This is a genomic window from Xylanibacter brevis P6B11 (genome assembly GCF_000621825.1).
GTDB classification, from domain to species: domain Bacteria; phylum Bacteroidota; class Bacteroidia; order Bacteroidales; family Bacteroidaceae; genus Prevotella; species Prevotella brevis.
Genome location: NZ_JHXG01000013.1, coordinates 46,206 through 65,393 on the forward strand (window position 1 = coordinate 46,206; position 19,188 = coordinate 65,393).

Below are 19,188 nucleotides of genomic sequence, written 5' to 3' on the forward strand. Positions count from 1 at the left end.
TATACTTTATGGAAGAAAACAATAAGATTCAAGTATTCGGGGCACGCGTACACAACCTGAAGAATATCGATGTGGAGATACCACGCAATTCGTTGACCGTTATTACGGGTCTATCGGGTTCTGGCAAATCCTCACTGGCCTTTGACACGATATTTGCAGAAGGACAACGACGTTACATTGATACATTCTCTGCTTATGCTCGCAACTTCTTGGGAGGAATGGAACGTCCTGACGTTGATAAGATTACTGGCCTATCGCCTGTAATAAGCATAGAACAAAAGACGACTAACAAGAACCCTCGTTCTACAGTAGGTACGACCACAGAGATCTACGACTATATGCGTCTGCTCTTTGCTCGTGCTGGCAAAGCCTATAGCTACGAAACGGGCGAACCAATGGTGAAATATACTGAAGAGAAGGTGCAAGAGATGATTCTGAACGATTACGCTGGCAAACGCATCTTTATCCTAGCACCACTAGTCCGTTCAAGAAAGGGCCATTATCGCGAACTCTTCGAGGCTATGCGTCGTAAGGGATATCTCAACATGCGTATTGATGGAGAACTCGTTGAGATAAAGCTTGGCATGAAGGTTGATCGTTACAAGAACCACGACATCGAGGTAGTCATTGACAAGATGGCTCTTCCCAAGACGCCTACGGAAGGTGGTGCAGATGAACGCCTAAGAAAATCGGTTGCCTTAGCCATGAAGCAAGGAGAAGGCCTGATCATGATACTCGACAAAGATTCTGGTGAAGTGAAATACTTCTCTAAAAGATTGATGTGTCCAACTACTGGTATCTCATATAGTGACCCTGCTCCCAACAACTTCTCGTTTAACTCGCCACAAGGTGCTTGTCCGCGATGCAAAGGGTTAGGCAAAATTAACGAGATAGACCTGAACAAGATTATTCCCGATAAGAAAGCAAGCATACATGACGGTGGAATAATTCCTTTAGGAAAATACAAGAACCAATTGATTTTCTGGCAGATAGACGCCATTCTTAAAAAATATGATTGCGACATCAAAATACCTATCAAGGATATTCCAGATGAGGCAATGAACGAGATATTGTATGGCTCGCTTGAAGATGTACGCATCGACAAGGACGTGGTCAAAACATCAAGCGACTACTTTGTTCGTTTCGATGGTATCATCAAATATCTTCGTGACATCATGGAAAGTGAAGATTCGTCGAGTGCGCAGAAATGGGCCGACCAATTTATGGCTGAATGTGAATGTCCCGAATGTCATGGCCAACGTCTGAACCGCGAAGCACTATCATACAAAATATGGGATAAAAACATCAGCGAACTATCGTCGATGGACATCAGCGAACTGCGCCAATGGCTGGATGAGGCTGAAAAGCACTTGGACAATCAGCAGAAGCAGATAGCAGCTGAGATACTAAAAGAGATACGTACTCGCTTGGATTTCCTGCTGGATGTAGGTCTTGATTATCTCTCTTTGAATCGTCAATCAGCTTCGCTGTCGGGAGGTGAGAGTCAGCGTATTCGTCTGGCTACACAGATTGGCTCACAGCTTGTAAACGTACTATATATTCTCGACGAGCCTTCTATCGGTTTACATCAACGCGACAACGAACGCCTCATTAATTCTTTGAAGGAACTGCGAGACCTTGGAAACACAGTCATTGTGGTAGAACACGATAAAGACATGATGCTGGCAGCAGACTATGTGATAGACATCGGTCCGCGCGCTGGCAGAAAAGGTGGAGAAGTGGTCTTCCAAGGTACGCCCGAGAAGATGATGAAAACCAACACCATTACAGCTCAGTATCTGAGTGGTATTCTTCAATGTAGTGACACGACTGAAAGGCGAAAAGGCTCTGGTAAGAGTCTTGTTATTCGCGGATGTACTGGCAACAACCTTAAACATGTAGATGTTAGTTTCCCATTAGGAAAGCTCATCGTAGTGACAGGTGTCAGTGGTTCTGGAAAATCAACACTTATCAACGAGACACTTCAGCCCATCTTATCACAGCACTTCTACCATTCTGTCAAAAAACCGATGCCATATGAATCAATTGAAGGCGTAGAGAATATAGATAAGGTGGTAAATGTTGATCAGTCACCACTAGGACGTACTCCTCGTTCAAACCCTGCCACATATACGGGCGTTTTTTCTGATATTCGCTCTCTGTTCGTCAATCTGCCTGAAGCAAAGATTCGTGGCTACAAACCTGGACGCTTCTCTTTCAACGTCAAGGGCGGACGATGCGAGACCTGTGGCGGAAATGGATACAAGACAATAGAAATGAACTTCTTGCCTGATATCCAGGTACCATGCGAAGCGTGTCATGGCAAACGATATAATCGTGAGACGCTGGAAGTTCGCTATAAAGGCAAATCGATTGCCGATGTGCTGGATATGACCATCAATCAAGCCGTGGAGTTCTTCGAGAATGTGCCGGATATCCTTCGTAAAATAAAGACCATTCAGGACGTAGGACTGGGTTACATCAAACTTGGACAGCCCTCCACTACCCTCTCTGGCGGTGAGAGTCAGCGCGTAAAACTGGCTACAGAGCTTTCGAAGAAAGACACTGGAAAGACGCTTTACATCCTGGACGAACCGACCACCGGTCTTCATTTTGAAGACATACGCATTCTGATGCAGGTCATCCATAAATTGGTGGATCGTGGTAATACGGTTGTTATCATCGAGCACAACCTAGATGTTATCAAACAGGCCGACTATATTATTGATATGGGACCAGAAGGTGGACGTAAAGGCGGCACTTTACTTTGCGAGGGTACGCCCGAGGATGTTGCCAAAAGCAAGAAAGGCTTTACGCCTATTTTCCTGAAACAAGAGTTGCAATAGGACATATGGAAAGAAGTAAGGAAATCTATAGAGTCACACTCATCGGAAGCGCTGTCAATGTTCTGCTACTGCTATTCAAGTTTATAGCAGGCATCTTGGGACATAGTGCAGCTATGATAGCCGATGCTGTACATTCTCTATCCGACTTTCTTACCGATATCATCGTTCTTATTTTCGTCAGAATCAGCTGCCTACCTCAAGACAAGTCGCATGATTATGGGCACGGTAAATACGAGACATTGGCAATGACGATAATAGGAATTGCTTTGCTAATGGTGGCAGCTGGCATCATGTATAGTGGTGTTACCAAGATTATAGCGTGGACCAATGGGGCGTGCTTGAAAGCGCCTGGCCTGCTAGCGCTTTGGGCAGCACTCATTTCTATCATTTTGAAGGAAGCCGTTTACCAATATTCCATGATAAAAGCAAGAAAACTGCAATCACAAGCAGTAGAAGCCAATGCGTGGCATCATCGCAGCGATGCTCTATCATCGATTGGAACAGCCATCGGTATCGGGGGAGCTATATACTTAGGACAAGAATGGACGGTATTAGATCCTCTGGCTTCTGTCATCGTTGGCGCGTTTATCTTGAAAATATCTATTGAGTTGTTACGTGATAGCATCGGTGACCTGATGGAGCATTCTCTTCCAGATTCCGTAGAAAACGAAATTATACAACTGGCAGAATCTATTCCTGGTGTATCTTCTCCTCATGATTTGCGAACGCGACGCATAGGAAATCACTATGCCATTGAGTTTCATATTCTTATGGATGGAGATATGCCTCTGCGCAAAGCTCACGATAAAGCTTCGGAAGTAGAAGAGTTACTACGCAATCGCTATGGACAAGAAACTCACATAGCGGTGCACGTTGAACCCAAATAACGATTGTATTCCCCTTCAATTTAAGCTGAACAGTCGCCCAATTCTAGCCGTCTTGCAGGCTTAAAGAAGAGCCTTCTGAAACCAAGACAAGAACTCTTGCTTTAGCTCTAGACTTTAGATAACATATTTCTAGACTCTAGAACAAATAGATCCAGACTCTAGAACGAGAACTTCCAGACTCTGGAATACGCAATTCTAGAGTCTGGAAGCGAACCAATAGTGCCAGTTTTACGCGATTAAACAATAACTATTGAACATCAATCACAATGCTTTTGCAATGCAAAACCAATGCTATTAAATGTTCCCATCGACTTCATCGCTTGGCAATGACAAGAATATTCCAATCACCTATGCTCGCTTGCAACCGAAGGGACGCGATAATGGCCGATGGTCAATAGTCAATGTCCAATGGTCAATGGTCAACGACCAATCACTCTTTTGTTGAAAGCTTAAGCACAACAGGTTTCATACCTGCAGCCTGCGCTTTAAGTGTAATAACACCAGCCTCGCGAGTTGAACGAAGTATAACGGTACAAGAGCCATTGAACAGACGACGATGATTGTCAACATGTAGTTCATCTGAGTTGATGTCACCATTAACAACACCTACTATCTGCGCATTTCCATCTACTGTAAAAGTCACATCTTCATTTGTTGTCTGCACGAGGCGACCTTTTGCGTCAAGAGCAGTAATACGAATATGTTGCAGATCTACGCCATCGGCCTTCCAGTTGTTATTATCCGATTCAGCCTTTAGTCTAACAAGAACTTTTGTCGTTTCTATCTGGTGTCGAGCAACAATTTTTCCTTTGGTACGGGCAATGGCTTCCAACTTACCAGGCTGATAAACAATATCGTTCCAACGAATTTGGTTACGCATCTTGGCATTCTTTACATCATTTTTCTTCACGCCAAGACTCTTACCGTTCAAAAGCAGTTCTACCTCATCGGCATTGGTATAAGTTACCAGCGAAAGATGTTGTCCTGCAATACGGTTCCAGTGGTCGCTCATACCATCATTACCCGTCTGCACACCATTCCACATCTGATCACCTTTTTTCTCTATCACTCCGATATGAACCAAAGGCTCGTCAGGACAGAAGAAACTCTTCATGTAGTAAGCCTTTGGTTTGGGGTTTAGTTCTAAATCAAAGACACCCTGACTCCAACCTTTTGCAGGCCATCCCTGACTCTCGCCTAAATAGTCAATGGCGCCCCAATAGGCCAAACCTATAACTTTCTCAAGATCCATCTCGAAGTAGTTCTGTCCCATAGCAGAGACAGATGCCTCACTTTGATAAAACTTCATCCAAGGAAAGCGACGTCCGTCGCCTGGGAAATACATATACCTATAATTATATGCCTGTACATCGGTTTTCATAGCCAGCTCACAAGGCAAAGAATCTGTACTCCAATTGCGATAACGGGGATGCATGGCAACCGTAACCATACGAGTACTATCGTAGCGCAATAGCAATGTCTTCATCAGTTGATACATGGTGACACCAAAATCATTAAAGGGCTGATTTGGATCTTGCTGAAGCTCATTACCTAAGCTCCACAGCACCACACTGGGAGAGTTGCGATCACGTTTCACCCATTCCGGCACATCATGCTGCCATAGCTCTTCGAAAGCCACTCGACCGCCTGTATGCTGGCGTGTCCATTTGTCATAGAGCTCATCTACAACCAAGATGCCATACTTGTCACAAAGTTCAATAAACTCGCGACTATAGGGATTGTGAGAAGTACGAATATGATTGATACCATATTTCTTCATCAGTTGAATACGCTTCTCTATGGCGCGAGGATAGGCGGCAGCGCCCAAAGCGCCTAGTGAATGATGGTTAGCATAACCCTTTAGAAGAACCTTCTTACCATTTAGTTTCAAACCATGCTCGGGCGTAATCTCGATAGTACGAAATCCGAAATGTTCGCTATAAGAATCTAGCACATCTCCCTTGGCATTGTGCAACACGACCTCTACTGTATAGAGATTAGGATGTTCGCAATCCCACAACTCTGCATTGGCAATCTCCACTTCGGCTATTTTCTGTTCTACAAAACGTGTGGGTGTATTACGCTTAATTTCCGTTTTACCACTGTATACGCAGTTGCCCTTAGGATCCTTGATAACAACATCAATCGGCAGTACCTTCTCCTTACCCATCATTGCCACCTCTGCATAGATGGTGGAGAAGCGGTTGTCATGCGTTACGATTCGCAAAGGATTGCGTTGTAAAAAGGCCTCTTTTGCAGTGCTAATCAGGCGCACTTGTCGGAACAATCCGCCACCCGTGTACCAGCGCGAGCTGAAGGGATCGCGTGTATCGGCTTTAACAGCAATCACATTATCCTGATTAAACTTCAGTTTATTGGTGATATCAATTTCAAATCCCACATAGCCATAGTTCGTTCCACCTATATACTCGCCATTTAAGAAAACATCACCAACATACATAATACCGCCAAAATCGAGCAGTATCCTGCGATTTTTCAAGGAGTCATTAGGCGTGAGATGATAGCGATACCAGGCAGTTCCCATCTCCTTGAAGCCGCGACTCGACAGTCGGCTCTTAATATTGGCTGCAGGATCGTCGTTATCGGCCTTTTCATCTGCTGAAGGTGCCACCCAAGGCTGTTCAATCTGAAAATCATGAGGGACGTTGATAATACGCCATTGACTATCATCAAACTGGGCGGAAGAAGCACCAGGAACATCACCCGCCATAAAGCGCCAACCGAAATCAAGACTGGATGAAATACGACGTTGTGCCACAGATGATAACGCAAATAATAAAGCTGCTGCGCAGAAAAGAAGTTTTCTCATTGTTTATTTTAAGTAGTCAGTTATTTATTTCGAAGACAAAGGTACATATTTTTTTTAGAAAAGGTACACTATTTCTAAATTATTTAGTAACTTTGCAGCCAGAAACAAGACATCGGGGCCGTATTGGTTCGATCGGGATACTCATCAAATAACATTGAAACTCGGGATGTCTTCTCTTGTCAATGGCGGGCCATTAACCAAGCTTTTTTCGAAATGCCGATGGATTACAAAGACGGAGAGCGCCCTTATCTTTTAACAAAGGAGTTTTCATCACATCACCCTTACGGCCCCATTTTTATTTTTAAGAAAGGACAATAAGCAATATGTTCTCAGGAATTATCGAAGAATTCGCCACTGTCGTAGCCATTGAACACGACAGGGAAAATATTGATTTCACACTCACTTGTTCTTTTACTAACGAGTTGAGCATCGACCAAAGTGTAGCTCATAATGGCGTATGTCTGACGGTAGTAAAAATTGATGGCAACAACTATGTGGTTACTGCCATGAAAGAGACCCTCGATCGCACCAACTTGGGATTACTGAAGGTGGGTGACAAGGTAAACGTAGAACGTTCAATGATTATGAATGGCCGACTTGACGGTCATATCGTTCAGGGACACGTGGACCAAACGGCCACTTGCATCAACATGGAAGATGCTGATGGTTCTACCTATTTCACATTCGACTATCCTGAAAACCGCGAAATGGCCCTTCATGGCTATTTTACAGTAGATAAGGGTTCGGTAACGGTCAACGGTGTTTCGCTGACGGTTTGCAATCCTACGTCACATTCATTCCAGGTGGCAATCATTCCTTACACATTGGAACATACCAATTTCCAGGATATTAAGATAGGCAGCGTTGTCAATCTTGAATTTGATATTTTGGGTAAGTATATTGCCCGTCTCAATGAACTAAAACAAAAATAAAATAATTATGCTTACACTGAAACTCATTACTGAGGAAACCGAGCGCGTGATTCGCGGTTTGGAGAAAAAACATTTCAAGGGAGCCAAAGAAGCTATCGATCAGGTTTTGGCTGTTGACAAGCAGCGTCGCGAGGCCCAACAGGAGCTCGACAAGAATCTGTCGGAAGCAAAAAAGATGGCTGCACAGATTGGTGGATTGATGAAGGAAGGCAAGAAAGCTGAAGCTGATACCATCAAAGAGCAGGTTTCTAAGATGAAAGAAACCAATAAGCAACTGGAAGAAACTATGAATCAGGCTCAGGAAGAGATGACTCGCCTGCTTTGCCAGATTCCTAACATACCTTACGATGAAGTACCTGAGGGTGCTGCTGCCGAGGACAACCGCGTGGTAAAGAGCAACCTCAAGGAGTGCACTGCCAACGACACTGTTGGCAACTGGGACGTCAACCCATCGCTGGGCATCGCCAATCCCCTGCCCCACTGGGAACTGGCTAAGAAATACAACCTCATCGACTTCGATTTGGGTGTAAAAATTACAGGTGCCGGCTTCCCCGTTTACATCGGCAAAGGTGCTCGTCTGCAGCGTGCACTCATCAATTTCTTCCTCGATGAGGCTCGCAAGAGTGGTTACACCGAGATTATGCCTCCTACAGTAGTAAATGCAGCTTCTGGCTACGGCACAGGACAGCTGCCCGACAAAGAAGGCCAGATGTACCACTGTGAAGTTGACGACTTCTATCTCATCCCCACTGCCGAGGTACCCGTCACAAACATCTACCGCGACGTGATTCTCGACGAGAAAGATCTGCCTATCAAGAACTGCGCATACACCGAGTGTTTCCGTCGCGAGGCAGGTTCTTATGGTAAGGACGTTCGCGGTTTGAACCGTCTGCACGAGTTCTCTAAGATTGAGATTGTACGCATCGACAAGCCCGAGCACTCAAAGGAGAGCCACAAAGAGATGCTGGCTCATGTAGAGGGTCTGCTCCAGAAATTGGAACTGCCCTATCGTATCTTGTTGCTCTGCGGTGGCGACCAGTCGTTCACATCGTCTATCTGCTACGACTTCGAGGTTTACTCTGAGGCTCAGGGCCGCTGGCTCGAGGTATCGTCTGTTTCCAACTTCGACACCTATCAGGCCAACCGCTTGAAGTGCCGTTATCGCAACAGCGAGACAAAGAAGACCGAACTCTGTCACACGCTGAACGGCTCGGCCTTGGCTCTGCCACGCATCGTAGCTGCATTGCTTGAGAACAATCAGACCGAAAACGGCATCAAGATTCCTGCTGCACTCGTACCTTATATGGGATGCGATATAATTGATTAGTTATAATCAACATATCAAAAAGAAAGATGCAAGCAAAACTATTTGTTTGCATCTTTTTTTGCGAAAAAGCGTGGCCAATTAAAAACAAATTGTTATCTTTGCATTCAAAATTCAAACAAATTGAAGCTAACGAATTAATGCAATGAACAAAATCGTCAGAAAAGAGCAATTCTCAGAGAAAGTTTTTCTCTTCGAGATTGAAGCTCCGCTAATTGCGAAGAGCCGCAAAGCCGGTAACTTCGTAATCGTACGCGTAGGCAAGAATGGTGAGCGCATGCCACTGACCATCGCAGGTGCAAACATTGACAAGGGTACCATTACGCTGGTAGTTCAGATGGTGGGTCTTTCATCTAAGAAACTCTGTGCCCTCAACGTGGGTGACTATGTAACGGATGTTGTTGGTCCATTAGGCAATCCTACCAAGATTGAGAACTATGGCACAGTGGTATGTGCTGGTGGTGGTCTCGGTGTAGCTCCAATGCTCCCAATCATCCAGGCGCTCAAGGCTGCAGGCAATCGCGTTCTTTCTGTGATGGCCGGACGTTCTAAAGACTTAATTATATTAGAAGATAAGGTACGTGAGAGTTCTGACGAAGTCATCATTATGACCGACGATGGTAGCTATGGCGAGAAAGGCGTAGTGACCGTTGGTATAGAGAAATTCATTGAGCAGGAACATGTGGACAAGATATTTGCCATTGGTCCTCCAATCATGATGAAGTTCTCAAACTTAACAGCTCAAAAGCATAACATTCCCTGCGAAGTATCGCTCAACACCATCATGGTTGACGGTACGGGTATGTGTGGTGCCTGCCGTCTCACCATCGGTGGCAAGACTAAGTTCGTGTGCATCGATGGTCCCGAGTTTGACGGAGCACTCGTCGATTGGGACGAGATGTTCAAGCGTATGGGCACCTTTAAAAAAGAAGAACAAGAGGAACTGGCTCACTATGAGGAGCACTTAGATTCCTCTGAGTCCCCTAAGTTAGGGGACGACAGGGGTCTGAACAAGGGAAAGTCTGACGCAGGTTCAGACCCCCAACCCCCTAACTTAGGGGGCTCAGATTCCATTGAGGTACTCACCGATCGTAACGCTTCTTGGCGCAAGGAGTTACAGCAAAGCATGAAACCAAAAGAACGCACACAGATAGAGCGCGTGGTGATGCCCGAACTTGATCCCGTTTATCGTGCCACCACTCGCACTGAGGAAGTGAACATCGGCCTTACGAAAGAGATGGCGATGCTGGAGGCTAAACGCTGTCTTGACTGTGCCAAACCTAGTTGTGTAGAGGGATGTCCTGTTAACATCAACATACCATCGTTTATCAAGAACATCGAGCGAGGACAGTTCTTAGCAGCCGCCAAAGTACTGAAAAACACGTCTGCCCTACCCGCTGTCTGCGGACGCGTTTGTCCACAAGAGAAGCAGTGTGAGAGCAAATGTATCCATCTAAAGATGAACTCAAAGCCTGTTGCTATTGGCTATTTGGAGCGCTTTGCTGCCGACTACGAACGCGAAAGCGGCAACATCAGCTTGCCCGAGATAGCACCTGCCAACGGCATAAAGATTGCCGTTGTAGGTTCTGGTCCTGCCGGACTGAGCTTTGCAGGCGACATGGTGAAAAAAGGATACGATGTTTACGTATTTGAAGCGCTTCATGAGATTGGTGGTGTATTGAAATATGGTATTCCTGAATTCCGCTTGCCCAACAAGATTGTAGATGTGGAAATCGAAAACCTGGCTAAGATGGGTGTTCATTTCCAGACCGACGTCATCGTTGGAAAAACCATCAGCGTGGAACAACTGGAGACACAAGGCTTTAAGGGTATCTTTGTAGGTTCTGGTGCTGGTCTGCCCAACTTCATGAATATCCCTGGCGAGAATTCTATCAACATCATGTCAAGCAACGAGTATCTCACTCGCGTAAACCTGATGGACGCAGCCAATCCTAAGACCGACACGCCGCTGAATCCTGCCAAGAGTGTGCTCGTAGTGGGTGGTGGTAACACCGCTATGGACTCTTGCCGTACAGCCAAGCGTCTGGGGGCAGATGTCACATTGGTTTATCGCCGTTCAGAAGTTGAAATGCCTGCCCGCCTTGAGGAGGTTAAGCACGCCAAGGAAGAGGGCATCAAGTTCCTTACTTTGCATAATCCTATCGAATATATTGCCGATGAGCAGGGTGCAGTTAAGCAGGCTGTGCTACAGGTAATGGAACTGGGTGAGCCTGATGCATCAGGTCGTCGTAGTCCTGTTCCTGTTGAGGGCAAGACGGTTACCCTTGATGTCGATCAGGTTATTGTGGCCGTTGGTGTATCTCCCAACCCACTCGTACCGAAATCAATTGTAGGACTTGAACTGGGAAGAAAGAACACTATCGCTGTTTCAGAAGAGATGCAGTCTTCACGCAAAGAAATATTTGCGGGTGGCGATATCGTGCGTGGTGGTGCTACCGTGATTCTTGCTATGGGTGACGGCCGTCGTGCTGCTCAGAACATGGACGCATATTTACAAAGTAAATAATGATAAGCAACAAGTAATTAAACAATAGTAAAGAGTGAAAAGTGGAAAAACTCCCGGTTGAATGCATTCCGGAAAAAGGTTTTCACTTTTCACTCTTCTTATAACCTTAAATTATGAACGGATTTTACACAATTATTTTGCTTATATTGAGCAATGTATTTATGACGCTGGCTTGGTATGGGCATTTAAAACTTCAGGAAACAGGCGTCAGCAGTAACTGGCCACTCATCGGCGTTATCATCTTCTCGTGGGGCATTGCTTTCCTTGAATATTGTTGTCAGGTACCTGCCAATCGTATGGGCTTCATTGGCAATGGCGGTCCCTTTTCTTTAGTACAGTTGAAAGTAGTTCAAGAATGTATCTCATTAGCAGTCTTTGCTATCATAGCCAACATACTATTTCAAGGCGACCACTTGCATTGGAACCATATTCTGGCCTTCCTTCTCATTATCTGTGCTGTCTATCTGGTTTTTATGAAGTAAAGGGTTCATGCGAACAGAATTAGAAGTATTAGAAAAACGATTAAAGGATCGATTCGTAAAGGCGTTTGCAACCTATCATTTAATCAACGACGACGATCATATCCTTGTGGCCCTTTCGGGTGGCAAGGATTCCCTTTGCTTGTTGGAATTATTGGCTAAACGAGCCAGAATACAACATCCACGATTTGCGGTTGAAGCCGTTCATGTGAGAATGGAGAATATAAAATATGAGACGTCAACTGATTACCTGCAGAAATTCTGTGATGAACTTGGTGTCAAACTGCACGTATGCACCACTCGATTTGAAATAGGTGATGCGACAGAAGCAAACATCAAGAAACAAAAGCAGCCTTGTTTTCTTTGTTCATGGTATCGCCGCAAGAAAATCTTTGATTTGGCACAGGAGCTGGGATGCAACAAAATAGCCTTAGGCCACCATCAGGACGACATATTACACACGGCACTCATGAATCTATTCTACGAAGGACGATTTGGAACGATGCCTGCACTATTGCAAATGAAGAAGATGCCTCTGCAAATCATACGCCCCCTCTGTCTTATCAAAGAATCGGACATTCAGCGCTACGCTGAGCTGCGAGGTTATCAGAAGCAAATCAAACTATGTCCCTTCGAGCACGAGAGCAATCGAACAAATATCAAGCATCTATACGACAAAGTGGAGCAAATGAATCCTGAAACACGCCATAGCCTTTGGAACGCACTTGTAAGAGAAGGAAAACTAATTGAAAATTCTTAAATTCAGTTAATAATCCATTCTCTTTATATCCTTGTATGGTTTTAATTTGTACCTTTGTTTATTAAAACGAGGATTAGAGATGAAAAGATATATAACAATTCTATTTATTCTAGGCCTACTGATGCCTTTTAGTGTTTATGCACAGAAGAAAAAGTCAAAGAAAAACACTAAGAAGCCAGTAGTTGAAATTGTACAAGAAGATCCACGCATAGCCCAGATGCTGGAAGCCACTCAAAAAATTATGTTCATCGACAGTTTGGTGGTTGACTCTGCCGACTTTATGCGTTTCATCCCTATTGCCAAAGATTGTGGAACATTGGTACAAAACAATAATCTAGGGCAGTTTACCAATGAATTAAAAGACTTTCGACTGACGACTGTTTTTGATGCCAAAGACTCGATTTCACATATTTGCGTGAGCGATTATATTGGCAACACCTGGACCACTCCTGTAGCAGCTAAAGGCATCAATAAAGAGGCATCAGCCAACTACCCTTTTATGATGCCCGATGGCACCACCCTTTATTTCTCACAGAAGGGTGCTAATAGTCTTGGAGGCTACGACATCTTTGTGACTCGTTACGACGGTAGTGAAGGTACATTTCTGAAACCCGAAAACCTTGGTATGCCTTTTGCATCTACCGCTAATGATTATTTCTTTGCCATCGACGAGTTCAATAATTTGGGATATTTCGTCACCGATCGTCATCAGCCCCAAGGCAAAGTATGCATCTACGTGTTCATACCTAATGAAACACGACAAGTATATCAATCGGAGGCTTACTCCGAAACTGAACTCCGCGCTTTGGCAGATATCAACTGCATTGCCAAAACATGGGATAACTCCAACCTGCGAAAGACTGCACTCAATCGCTATCGCGAAGCACGACAGACGGCAAATGTCACACGTCAAAAAGTGATTAGCGAGTTCTCATCCGAACTCGACGACCTACGACATCAGGCAGAAGTGCTCAATAAGGCACTACGTATGGCACGCAATTACTACGCTCGAGCTAATAAAAGCGAACGACAGACACTGCGCTCCGAGATTCTTAAAAGCGAACAAGAGTTAGAACAGTTGCAACTGGAAATTCGCAAAAAGGAAAAAGCGGAACAGAACGACACCTTACTACAATAAAAACATAAATACTAATCACTATGGAAAAGAAGAAATTTGCACCTTCAGAACTCATCATCAATGCCGATGGTTCATGCTTCCATTTGCACCTAAAGCCAGAACAGCTGGCCGACAAAGTAATATTAGTGGGCGACCCTGCTCGTGTAGATACCGTAGCGGCCCATTTCGACTCCATGGAGTGCGAGGTAAGTAGTCGTGAGTTCCACACCATCACTGGCACATATAAGGGCAAGCGCATCACCGTGCAGAGCCACGGTATTGGTTGCGACAACATTGATATCGTGGTTAACGAGCTCGACACGCTTGCTAACATCGATTATAACACACGCGAAGAACGCGACGAACATCGCACACTCACCATGGTGCGCATCGGCACCTGTGGCGGTCTGCAACCCTTCACACCCACCGGATGTTTTGTCGCCTCAGTCAAGAGCATCGGTTTCGATGGTCTATTGAATTTCTATGCTGGACGCAATGTCGTTTGTGACATTCCAATGGAAAAAGCATTCCGTGAACACATGCAATGGGACCCCATCAAGGGTGCACCCTACGTAGCCATAGCCGACGCTGAGCTTATCAATCAGATTGCACAAGACGATATGGTGCGTGGCTACACCGTGGCATGCGGTGGTTTCTACGGTCCTCAGGGACGCCAGCTTCGTGCCGACATTGCCGATCCACAACAAAACGAGAAAATTGAAAGTTTCGAGTACGAAGGTATGCACATTTGCAATTTCGAGATGGAATCCAGTGCCCTAGCAGGCCTCGCCTCGCTGCTTGGACATCGAGCAATGACTTGTTGCATGGTCATTGCTAACCGCTACGCAAAAGAAATGAACACAGAATATAAGAATTCAATAGACACACTCATTCAGAAAGTACTGGATAGAATTTAATCATATATAAACGGATAACTAAATAATGACTTCATTTGAAAGCGATTACAACAACGGGGCACACCCTTTAGTGCTCCGTCGTCTTATTGAGACTAACGACAACAGCAGTTCTTCTTACGGCTCTGATATATGGAGCCAGCAGGCACGCAAGAAAATTCGCCAAGCATGTCAGACGCCCGATGCCGACATCTTCTTCCTCGTAGGTGGCACACAAACCAACGCCACAGTCATCGATGGAGTTCTAACTGGCTATGAGGGTGTCATTGCCGTAGAGTCAGGACATATCAACGTGCACGAGTCTGGTGCCGTGGAAGCCTTCGGACATAAGGTTATCACCCTTCCTGCACATGATGGCAAAATGACAGCCGAGGACCTTCGTGCTTTCCACGACAGATTCTACACAGACTCATCTTACGAACACATGGTCATCCCTGGTATTGTTTACATAACAATGCCAACCGAACTGGGCACCATTTACAAAGCCTCTGAGATAGAAGCCATTTACAACCTCTGCCAGGAGTACCAGCTACCATTATTCATTGATGGTGCTCGCCTGGGTTATGGACTTATGTCAGATGAATGCGATTTCGACCTGCCCTGGCTAGCACACCACTGCGATGTATTCTATATTGGTGGTACTAAGCAAGGTGCACTTTGTGGCGAGGCTGTTGTTTTCCCACATCATAATTCCCCACGCCATTTCTTTAACATCATCAAGCAGCATGGAGCACTTTTAGCCAAGAGTCGTTTGGCAGGTGTACAGTTCGATGCACTCTTTACTGACAATTTGTATTTCGAACTATCCAAGCACGCCATCCAGAAAGCCATGCAGCTTCGTCAACTGTTCTCTAAAGCAGGCATTGACATCAAGGACTCTCCTACCAACCAACAATTTGTCGTTCTTTCAAACGACCAAAAGCAACAGCTCATGTCTCATGTACTTTTCGAGACATGGGAGCCCGTCGATGCCAATCACGCACTCTGCCGTTTCGTCACTAGTTGGGCTACCACCGATGAAGACATGCAAACGCTTGAGAATGCCCTCCATTCACTTAAATAGCATTTAATTCGATACAAAATGAACACCCCCAATCCTTCCACACCTTCCCCCCTCTTTACGGAGGGATTGAGGGAGGTTTCTACTATCTGCGCTCTTGCCACAGCCACAGGTGGTGCTATCGGAATCATAAGAATTTCAGGCCCCAAAATGTTTGAGATTCTTTCTCATGTATTTAGCAAGAATATCAGCGATACACAACCAAATACCATTCATTATGGCCACATCAAAGATGGCACAGACATCATTGACGAAGTTCTTGTCAGCATCTTCCGCGCACCACATAGCTATACTGGCGAAGATTGCGCAGAAATCTCTTGTCACGGATCTAGTTATATTTTAAACAAGGTTCTGGCCCTACTAATAGAAAACGGGTGCCAGCAGGCAGGTCCAGGTGAATTCACTCAACGAGCCTACCTCAACGGCAAGATGGACCTCTCACAGGCCGAAGCCGTAGCCGACCTGATAGCCTCAACCAATAAGGCTACTCACCAAATTGCCATGAGCCAACTGCGTGGACATTTCTCCTCTAAGCTGGCCCAACTGCGCGATCAACTGCTGAAGCTCACCTCGCTACTTGAACTCGAGCTTGATTTCTCCGACCACGAGGACCTTGAGTTTGCTGACCGCAAGGAGTTGCAAGAACTCACCCAAAACATCGACAATCACATCACACATCTGGCAAACACTTTTCAAACTGGCAATGCTCTGAAAAACGGCATTCCTGTAGCCATTGTTGGTGCTCCTAATGTCGGGAAAAGCACCCTGCTAAACGCCCTGCTCGGAGAAGAGCGTGCTATCGTTAGCGATATCCAAGGAACCACACGAGATGCAATAGAAGATACGATTCAGTTAGGAGGAGTCACGTTCCGCTTCATTGACACCGCAGGCATCCGCCATACCGATGATCAGATCGAGAACCTTGGCATAGAGCGTTCCAAAGCTGCTGCACAACGAGCACGCATCATCTTATTAATGACAGAACCCGGTGTTCCCTACCCCGATATAGAGACACGTGATGACCAAACAGTCATCAATATCGAAAATAAGACCGAGAAGTTCCAAGCAAAATTCGGAATTGGGCTTGAAGCTCTCAAGCAGCAACTCATAGCTGCAGCTCCTAAAACTTCAGAATCGGATGTCATCATCACCAATGCCCGGCACTACGATGCGCTCGTTCGAGCACACGAGGCTATCCAGCGTGTCATCGACGGTCTTGAAATGCAAATAAGTGGAGACCTCCTAAGTGAAGATCTTCGTCAAGCTCTCGACTTCTTAGCAGAGATTACCGGTGGCGAGATAACCCCCAACGAAGTTTTAGGAAATATCTTCAAAAACTTCTGCGTGGGAAAATAGATTAACTATTCTTCTTATAGCTCTGCACAGCCCAACAGCCCATCAGTGTGCCGATGCCCGCAAGGGCTAAGACCTGGTGGGCTGTTTCGTGCAGTCCACCTCCACGGATAAAGACGGTGCGGATGGCATCGATGAAATAGTGCATGGGGTTGATATAGGTGGTAAGATAGGCCCACTGGGGCATGGAGCGCGTGGGGGTGAATAGTCCCGAGAGCAACATGATGCTCACTACAAAGAACCACATCACGAACATGGCCTGCTGCATGGTGTCGGAGTAGTTGGACACGATGAGTCCGAACGACGAGAAGAACAGCGCCAGCAACATGGCAAGCACGTAGATGAGCCACACGGGACCAGCAGGCGTGATGCCATAGACGAGCCACGCCAACAACAAGCACACGGTGATGACAAACAGCGCAATGAGCCAGTAAGGGATAAGTTTGGCGAGGATGAACGCCCACTTGGAAACGGGCGTAACGTTGATCTGTTCGATGGTGCCTGCCTCTTTCTCGCCAACGATGTTGAGTGTGGGCAGGAAGCCCGTCATCAGCATCATCACAATGGCAAAGAGGGCCGGAATCATGAAGAGTTTGTAGTTCTGGCCCTTGTTGTACAAATTGAGAATTGACAATTGAGAATTGACAATTTGCTGACGCGATGTGACGATCTGTGAGAGATAGGCGCTGCCCATTGAGCCCTTGGTGCCGTTGACGGCATTGGCAACGATGAGATACTTGCCATCACGAATCTCGAGGATGACATCTGCCCTACCCTTTTCAATGTCCTTTACCGCTTCAGCATAGGTAGCCTTCTGTCCACCGAAGATAAAGTAGTTGGAGGCAGCAATCTGCTGTACCAATCGCTGCGACTCCACGGTGTGGTCAATGTCCACCACATCCACCACGATGTTCTTCACTTCCATCTGCATCACCCACGGCATCACACACATAATGATGATGGGAAAAGCTACGATGAGTCGCGGCAAAAACGCATTACGACGTATCTGCAGGAACTCCTTTTGTATGAGATATTTCAGTGTCATATCAGTTACTCCAATCTTACATTAAACTTCTTCAGCGCAATGGCGAGCAGCACCACCGTCATAACTGCCAGCACAGCTACCTCGTGAGCCACTTCGCCAATGCCCACGCCCATAATCATCAACTTGCGCATAGTCTCAATATAATAGCGTGGCGGCACGATAGCCGATATCCATTGCAGGATAGTTGGCATCGATTCAACAGGAAACAGCATGCCCGACAGCATCACCACAGGCATCAACAGCACCATAGCTGACAGCAGCAGGGCCACAAGTTGCGTCTGTGCCACGTTGGAAATGAGCAGTCCCAGCGAGAGCGCCAGCAGAATATAGAGCGTGCTCACGGCCAGAATCCAGAACAACGAACCAGCCAGCGGTACTCCCAACACAAAACGTGCCATCAACAAGATGGTGATGAGGATGCCAAAGGCCAGTATCAGATAAGGCACTGCCTTAGCTATAATCACCATCAAGGGGCGCACGGGTGATACCAACAGCACCTCCATCGTACCTTTCTCTTTCTCACGGACAATCGAAATCGAGGTCATCATGGCACAGATGAGCATCAACAACATACCCATGATGGCAGGCACGAAATTATAAGCCGACTTCATCTGAGGGTTGTAGAGGAGCCTCACCCCCAGCCCCTCTCCAAAGGGCGAGGGGAGTGAATAGTGTTTGCCGTCAACTGGCTGAGACAGTATGCTTTGGGCATAGGTGGTCCATTGCTGTGCCATATTGGGGTCGCTACCGTCAACCATGATTTGCCACTGAAGGTTACTACTCCCCTCGCCCTTTGGAGAGGGGCTGGGGGTGAGGCTCATATCGGCCTTCTGACTGCGAATGAGTTGTTCGGCTTCCCGTGGGGTGTTCACTGTCTGCGTGATGACAAAATATTCCGATTGTGCCAGTCGTTCTACGGCCTGCTGCGTACGGGGCAACATCTCTGACGTGACTACCACCGTGCGCACATTCTTCACATCAGTGGTGATGGCAAAGCCGAAAAGCAGCATCATCACCACAGGCATGCCGAAGAGTATCAGCATCGTACGCTTGTCGCGCAGAATATGCTTGGTTTCCTTGATTACAAATGCTATAAACTGTTTCATTTCATTAT

General features: G+C 46.1%; 14 protein-coding genes. 11 read left to right on the forward strand and 3 right to left on the reverse strand.

Going from position 1 to position 19,188, the window contains the following annotated elements; translation table 11 throughout:
• Nucleotides 1-8 precede the first annotated feature (8 nt).
• Complete coding sequence (gene uvrA, locus T496_RS0108580; protein ID WP_027450396.1) at nt 9-2,846, forward strand: excinuclease ABC subunit UvrA; 2,838 nt, start codon at nt 9-11, stop codon at nt 2,844-2,846.
• A gap of 5 nt (nt 2,847-2,851) precedes the next feature.
• A complete protein-coding gene (locus tag T496_RS0108585; protein WP_044109292.1) occupies nt 2,852-3,733 on the forward strand; it encodes a cation diffusion facilitator family transporter in 882 nt (293 codons plus the stop codon).
• A gap of 430 nt (nt 3,734-4,163) precedes the next feature.
• Here T496_RS0108585 and T496_RS0108590 read toward each other — a convergent pair whose 3' ends face one another.
• Nucleotides 4,164-6,563 carry a glycoside hydrolase family 2 TIM barrel-domain containing protein gene (locus T496_RS0108590; protein WP_027450397.1) on the reverse strand — a complete coding sequence of 800 codons (2,400 nt, stop codon included), beginning with the start codon at nt 6,561-6,563 and terminating at the stop codon, nt 4,164-4,166.
• A gap of 323 nt (nt 6,564-6,886) precedes the next feature.
• Here T496_RS0108590 and T496_RS0108595 point away from each other — a divergent pair, with 323 nt between their 5' ends.
• The 9 genes from T496_RS0108595 to mnmE all read left to right on the forward strand — a co-directional run bounded on the left by T496_RS0108595 (nt 6,887) and on the right by mnmE (nt 17,032).
• Nucleotides 6,887-7,495 carry a riboflavin synthase gene (locus T496_RS0108595; protein ID WP_027450398.1) on the forward strand — a complete coding sequence of 203 codons (609 nt, stop codon included), beginning with the start codon at nt 6,887-6,889 and terminating at the stop codon, nt 7,493-7,495.
• 7 nt (nt 7,496-7,502) lie between these two features.
• On the forward strand, nt 7,503-8,822 hold the full coding sequence (gene serS, locus T496_RS0108600; protein WP_027450399.1) for a serine--tRNA ligase: 1,320 nt from the start codon (nt 7,503-7,505) through the stop codon (nt 8,820-8,822).
• A gap of 142 nt (nt 8,823-8,964) precedes the next feature.
• Complete coding sequence (locus tag T496_RS0108605) at nt 8,965-11,346, forward strand: bifunctional dihydroorotate dehydrogenase B NAD binding subunit/NADPH-dependent glutamate synthase (RefSeq protein ID WP_027450400.1); 2,382 nt, start codon at nt 8,965-8,967, stop codon at nt 11,344-11,346.
• A 113-nt stretch (nt 11,347-11,459) separates the two neighbouring features.
• Entirely contained in the window at nt 11,460-11,828 is a 369-nt protein-coding gene (locus T496_RS0108610; RefSeq protein ID WP_027450401.1) for a DMT family protein, read from the forward strand.
• Nucleotides 11,829-11,835: 7 nt separating this feature from the next.
• On the forward strand, nt 11,836-12,585 hold the full coding sequence (locus T496_RS0108615; protein ID WP_027450402.1) for a tRNA 2-thiocytidine biosynthesis TtcA family protein: 750 nt from the start codon (nt 11,836-11,838) through the stop codon (nt 12,583-12,585).
• Between the two features lie 79 nt (nt 12,586-12,664).
• Entirely contained in the window at nt 12,665-13,723 is a 1,059-nt protein-coding gene (locus T496_RS0108620; RefSeq protein ID WP_155808783.1) for a hypothetical protein, read from the forward strand.
• A 20-nt stretch (nt 13,724-13,743) separates the two neighbouring features.
• The gene (locus T496_RS0108625; RefSeq protein ID WP_027450404.1) at nt 13,744-14,619 is read left to right on the forward strand and encodes a nucleoside phosphorylase; all 876 of its coding nucleotides are present in this window, start codon (nt 13,744-13,746) and stop codon (nt 14,617-14,619) included.
• A gap of 25 nt (nt 14,620-14,644) precedes the next feature.
• Complete coding sequence (locus T496_RS0108630; RefSeq protein WP_027450405.1) at nt 14,645-15,679, forward strand: threonine aldolase family protein; 1,035 nt, start codon at nt 14,645-14,647, stop codon at nt 15,677-15,679.
• Between the two features lie 18 nt (nt 15,680-15,697).
• Nucleotides 15,698-17,032, forward strand: coding sequence for a tRNA uridine-5-carboxymethylaminomethyl(34) synthesis GTPase MnmE (gene mnmE, locus T496_RS0108635; RefSeq protein WP_044109290.1), 1,335 nt, complete (start codon nt 15,698-15,700; stop codon nt 17,030-17,032).
• A 1-nt stretch (nt 17,033) separates the two neighbouring features.
• On the opposite strand, the gene T496_RS0108640 is transcribed toward mnmE, so the two are convergent.
• Nucleotides 17,034-18,074 (reverse strand): ABC transporter permease, encoded by a 1,041-nt coding sequence (locus T496_RS0108640; RefSeq protein WP_027450407.1) that lies wholly within the window; start codon nt 18,072-18,074, stop codon nt 17,034-17,036.
• Between the two features lie 5 nt (nt 18,075-18,079).
• On the reverse strand, nt 18,080-19,180 hold the full coding sequence (locus T496_RS0108645) for an ABC transporter permease (RefSeq protein ID WP_027450408.1): 1,101 nt from the start codon (nt 19,178-19,180) through the stop codon (nt 18,080-18,082).
• Nucleotides 19,181-19,188: the final 8 nt, after the last annotated feature.

What these genes read in the sequence shown, in the direction of transcription:
- uvrA (WP_027450396.1), top strand. Translation starts at nt 9, where the DNA reads ATGGAAGAAAACAATAAGATTCAAGTATTCGGGGCACGCGTACACAAC.
- T496_RS0108625 (WP_027450404.1), top strand. Translation starts at nt 13,744, where the DNA reads ATGGAAAAGAAGAAATTTGCACCTTCAGAACTCATCATCAATGCCGAT.
- T496_RS0108590 (WP_027450397.1), bottom strand. Translation starts at nt 6,563, where the DNA reads ATGAGAAAACTTCTTTTCTGCGCAGCAGCTTTATTATTTGCGTTATCA.
- T496_RS0108640 (WP_027450407.1), bottom strand. Translation starts at nt 18,074, where the DNA reads ATGACACTGAAATATCTCATACAAAAGGAGTTCCTGCAGATACGTCGT.
- T496_RS0108605 (WP_027450400.1), top strand. Translation starts at nt 8,965, where the DNA reads ATGAACAAAATCGTCAGAAAAGAGCAATTCTCAGAGAAAGTTTTTCTC.
- T496_RS0108645 (WP_027450408.1), bottom strand. Translation starts at nt 19,180, where the DNA reads ATGAAACAGTTTATAGCATTTGTAATCAAGGAAACCAAGCATATTCTG.
- mnmE (WP_044109290.1), top strand. Translation starts at nt 15,698, where the DNA reads ATGAACACCCCCAATCCTTCCACACCTTCCCCCCTCTTTACGGAGGGA.
- T496_RS0108620 (WP_155808783.1), top strand. Translation starts at nt 12,665, where the DNA reads ATGAAAAGATATATAACAATTCTATTTATTCTAGGCCTACTGATGCCT.
- T496_RS0108615 (WP_027450402.1), top strand. Translation starts at nt 11,836, where the DNA reads ATGCGAACAGAATTAGAAGTATTAGAAAAACGATTAAAGGATCGATTC.
- T496_RS0108610 (WP_027450401.1), top strand. Translation starts at nt 11,460, where the DNA reads ATGAACGGATTTTACACAATTATTTTGCTTATATTGAGCAATGTATTT.
- T496_RS0108630 (WP_027450405.1), top strand. Translation starts at nt 14,645, where the DNA reads ATGACTTCATTTGAAAGCGATTACAACAACGGGGCACACCCTTTAGTG.
- serS (WP_027450399.1), top strand. Translation starts at nt 7,503, where the DNA reads ATGCTTACACTGAAACTCATTACTGAGGAAACCGAGCGCGTGATTCGC.
- T496_RS0108585 (WP_044109292.1), top strand. Translation starts at nt 2,852, where the DNA reads ATGGAAAGAAGTAAGGAAATCTATAGAGTCACACTCATCGGAAGCGCT.
- T496_RS0108595 (WP_027450398.1), top strand. Translation starts at nt 6,887, where the DNA reads ATGTTCTCAGGAATTATCGAAGAATTCGCCACTGTCGTAGCCATTGAA.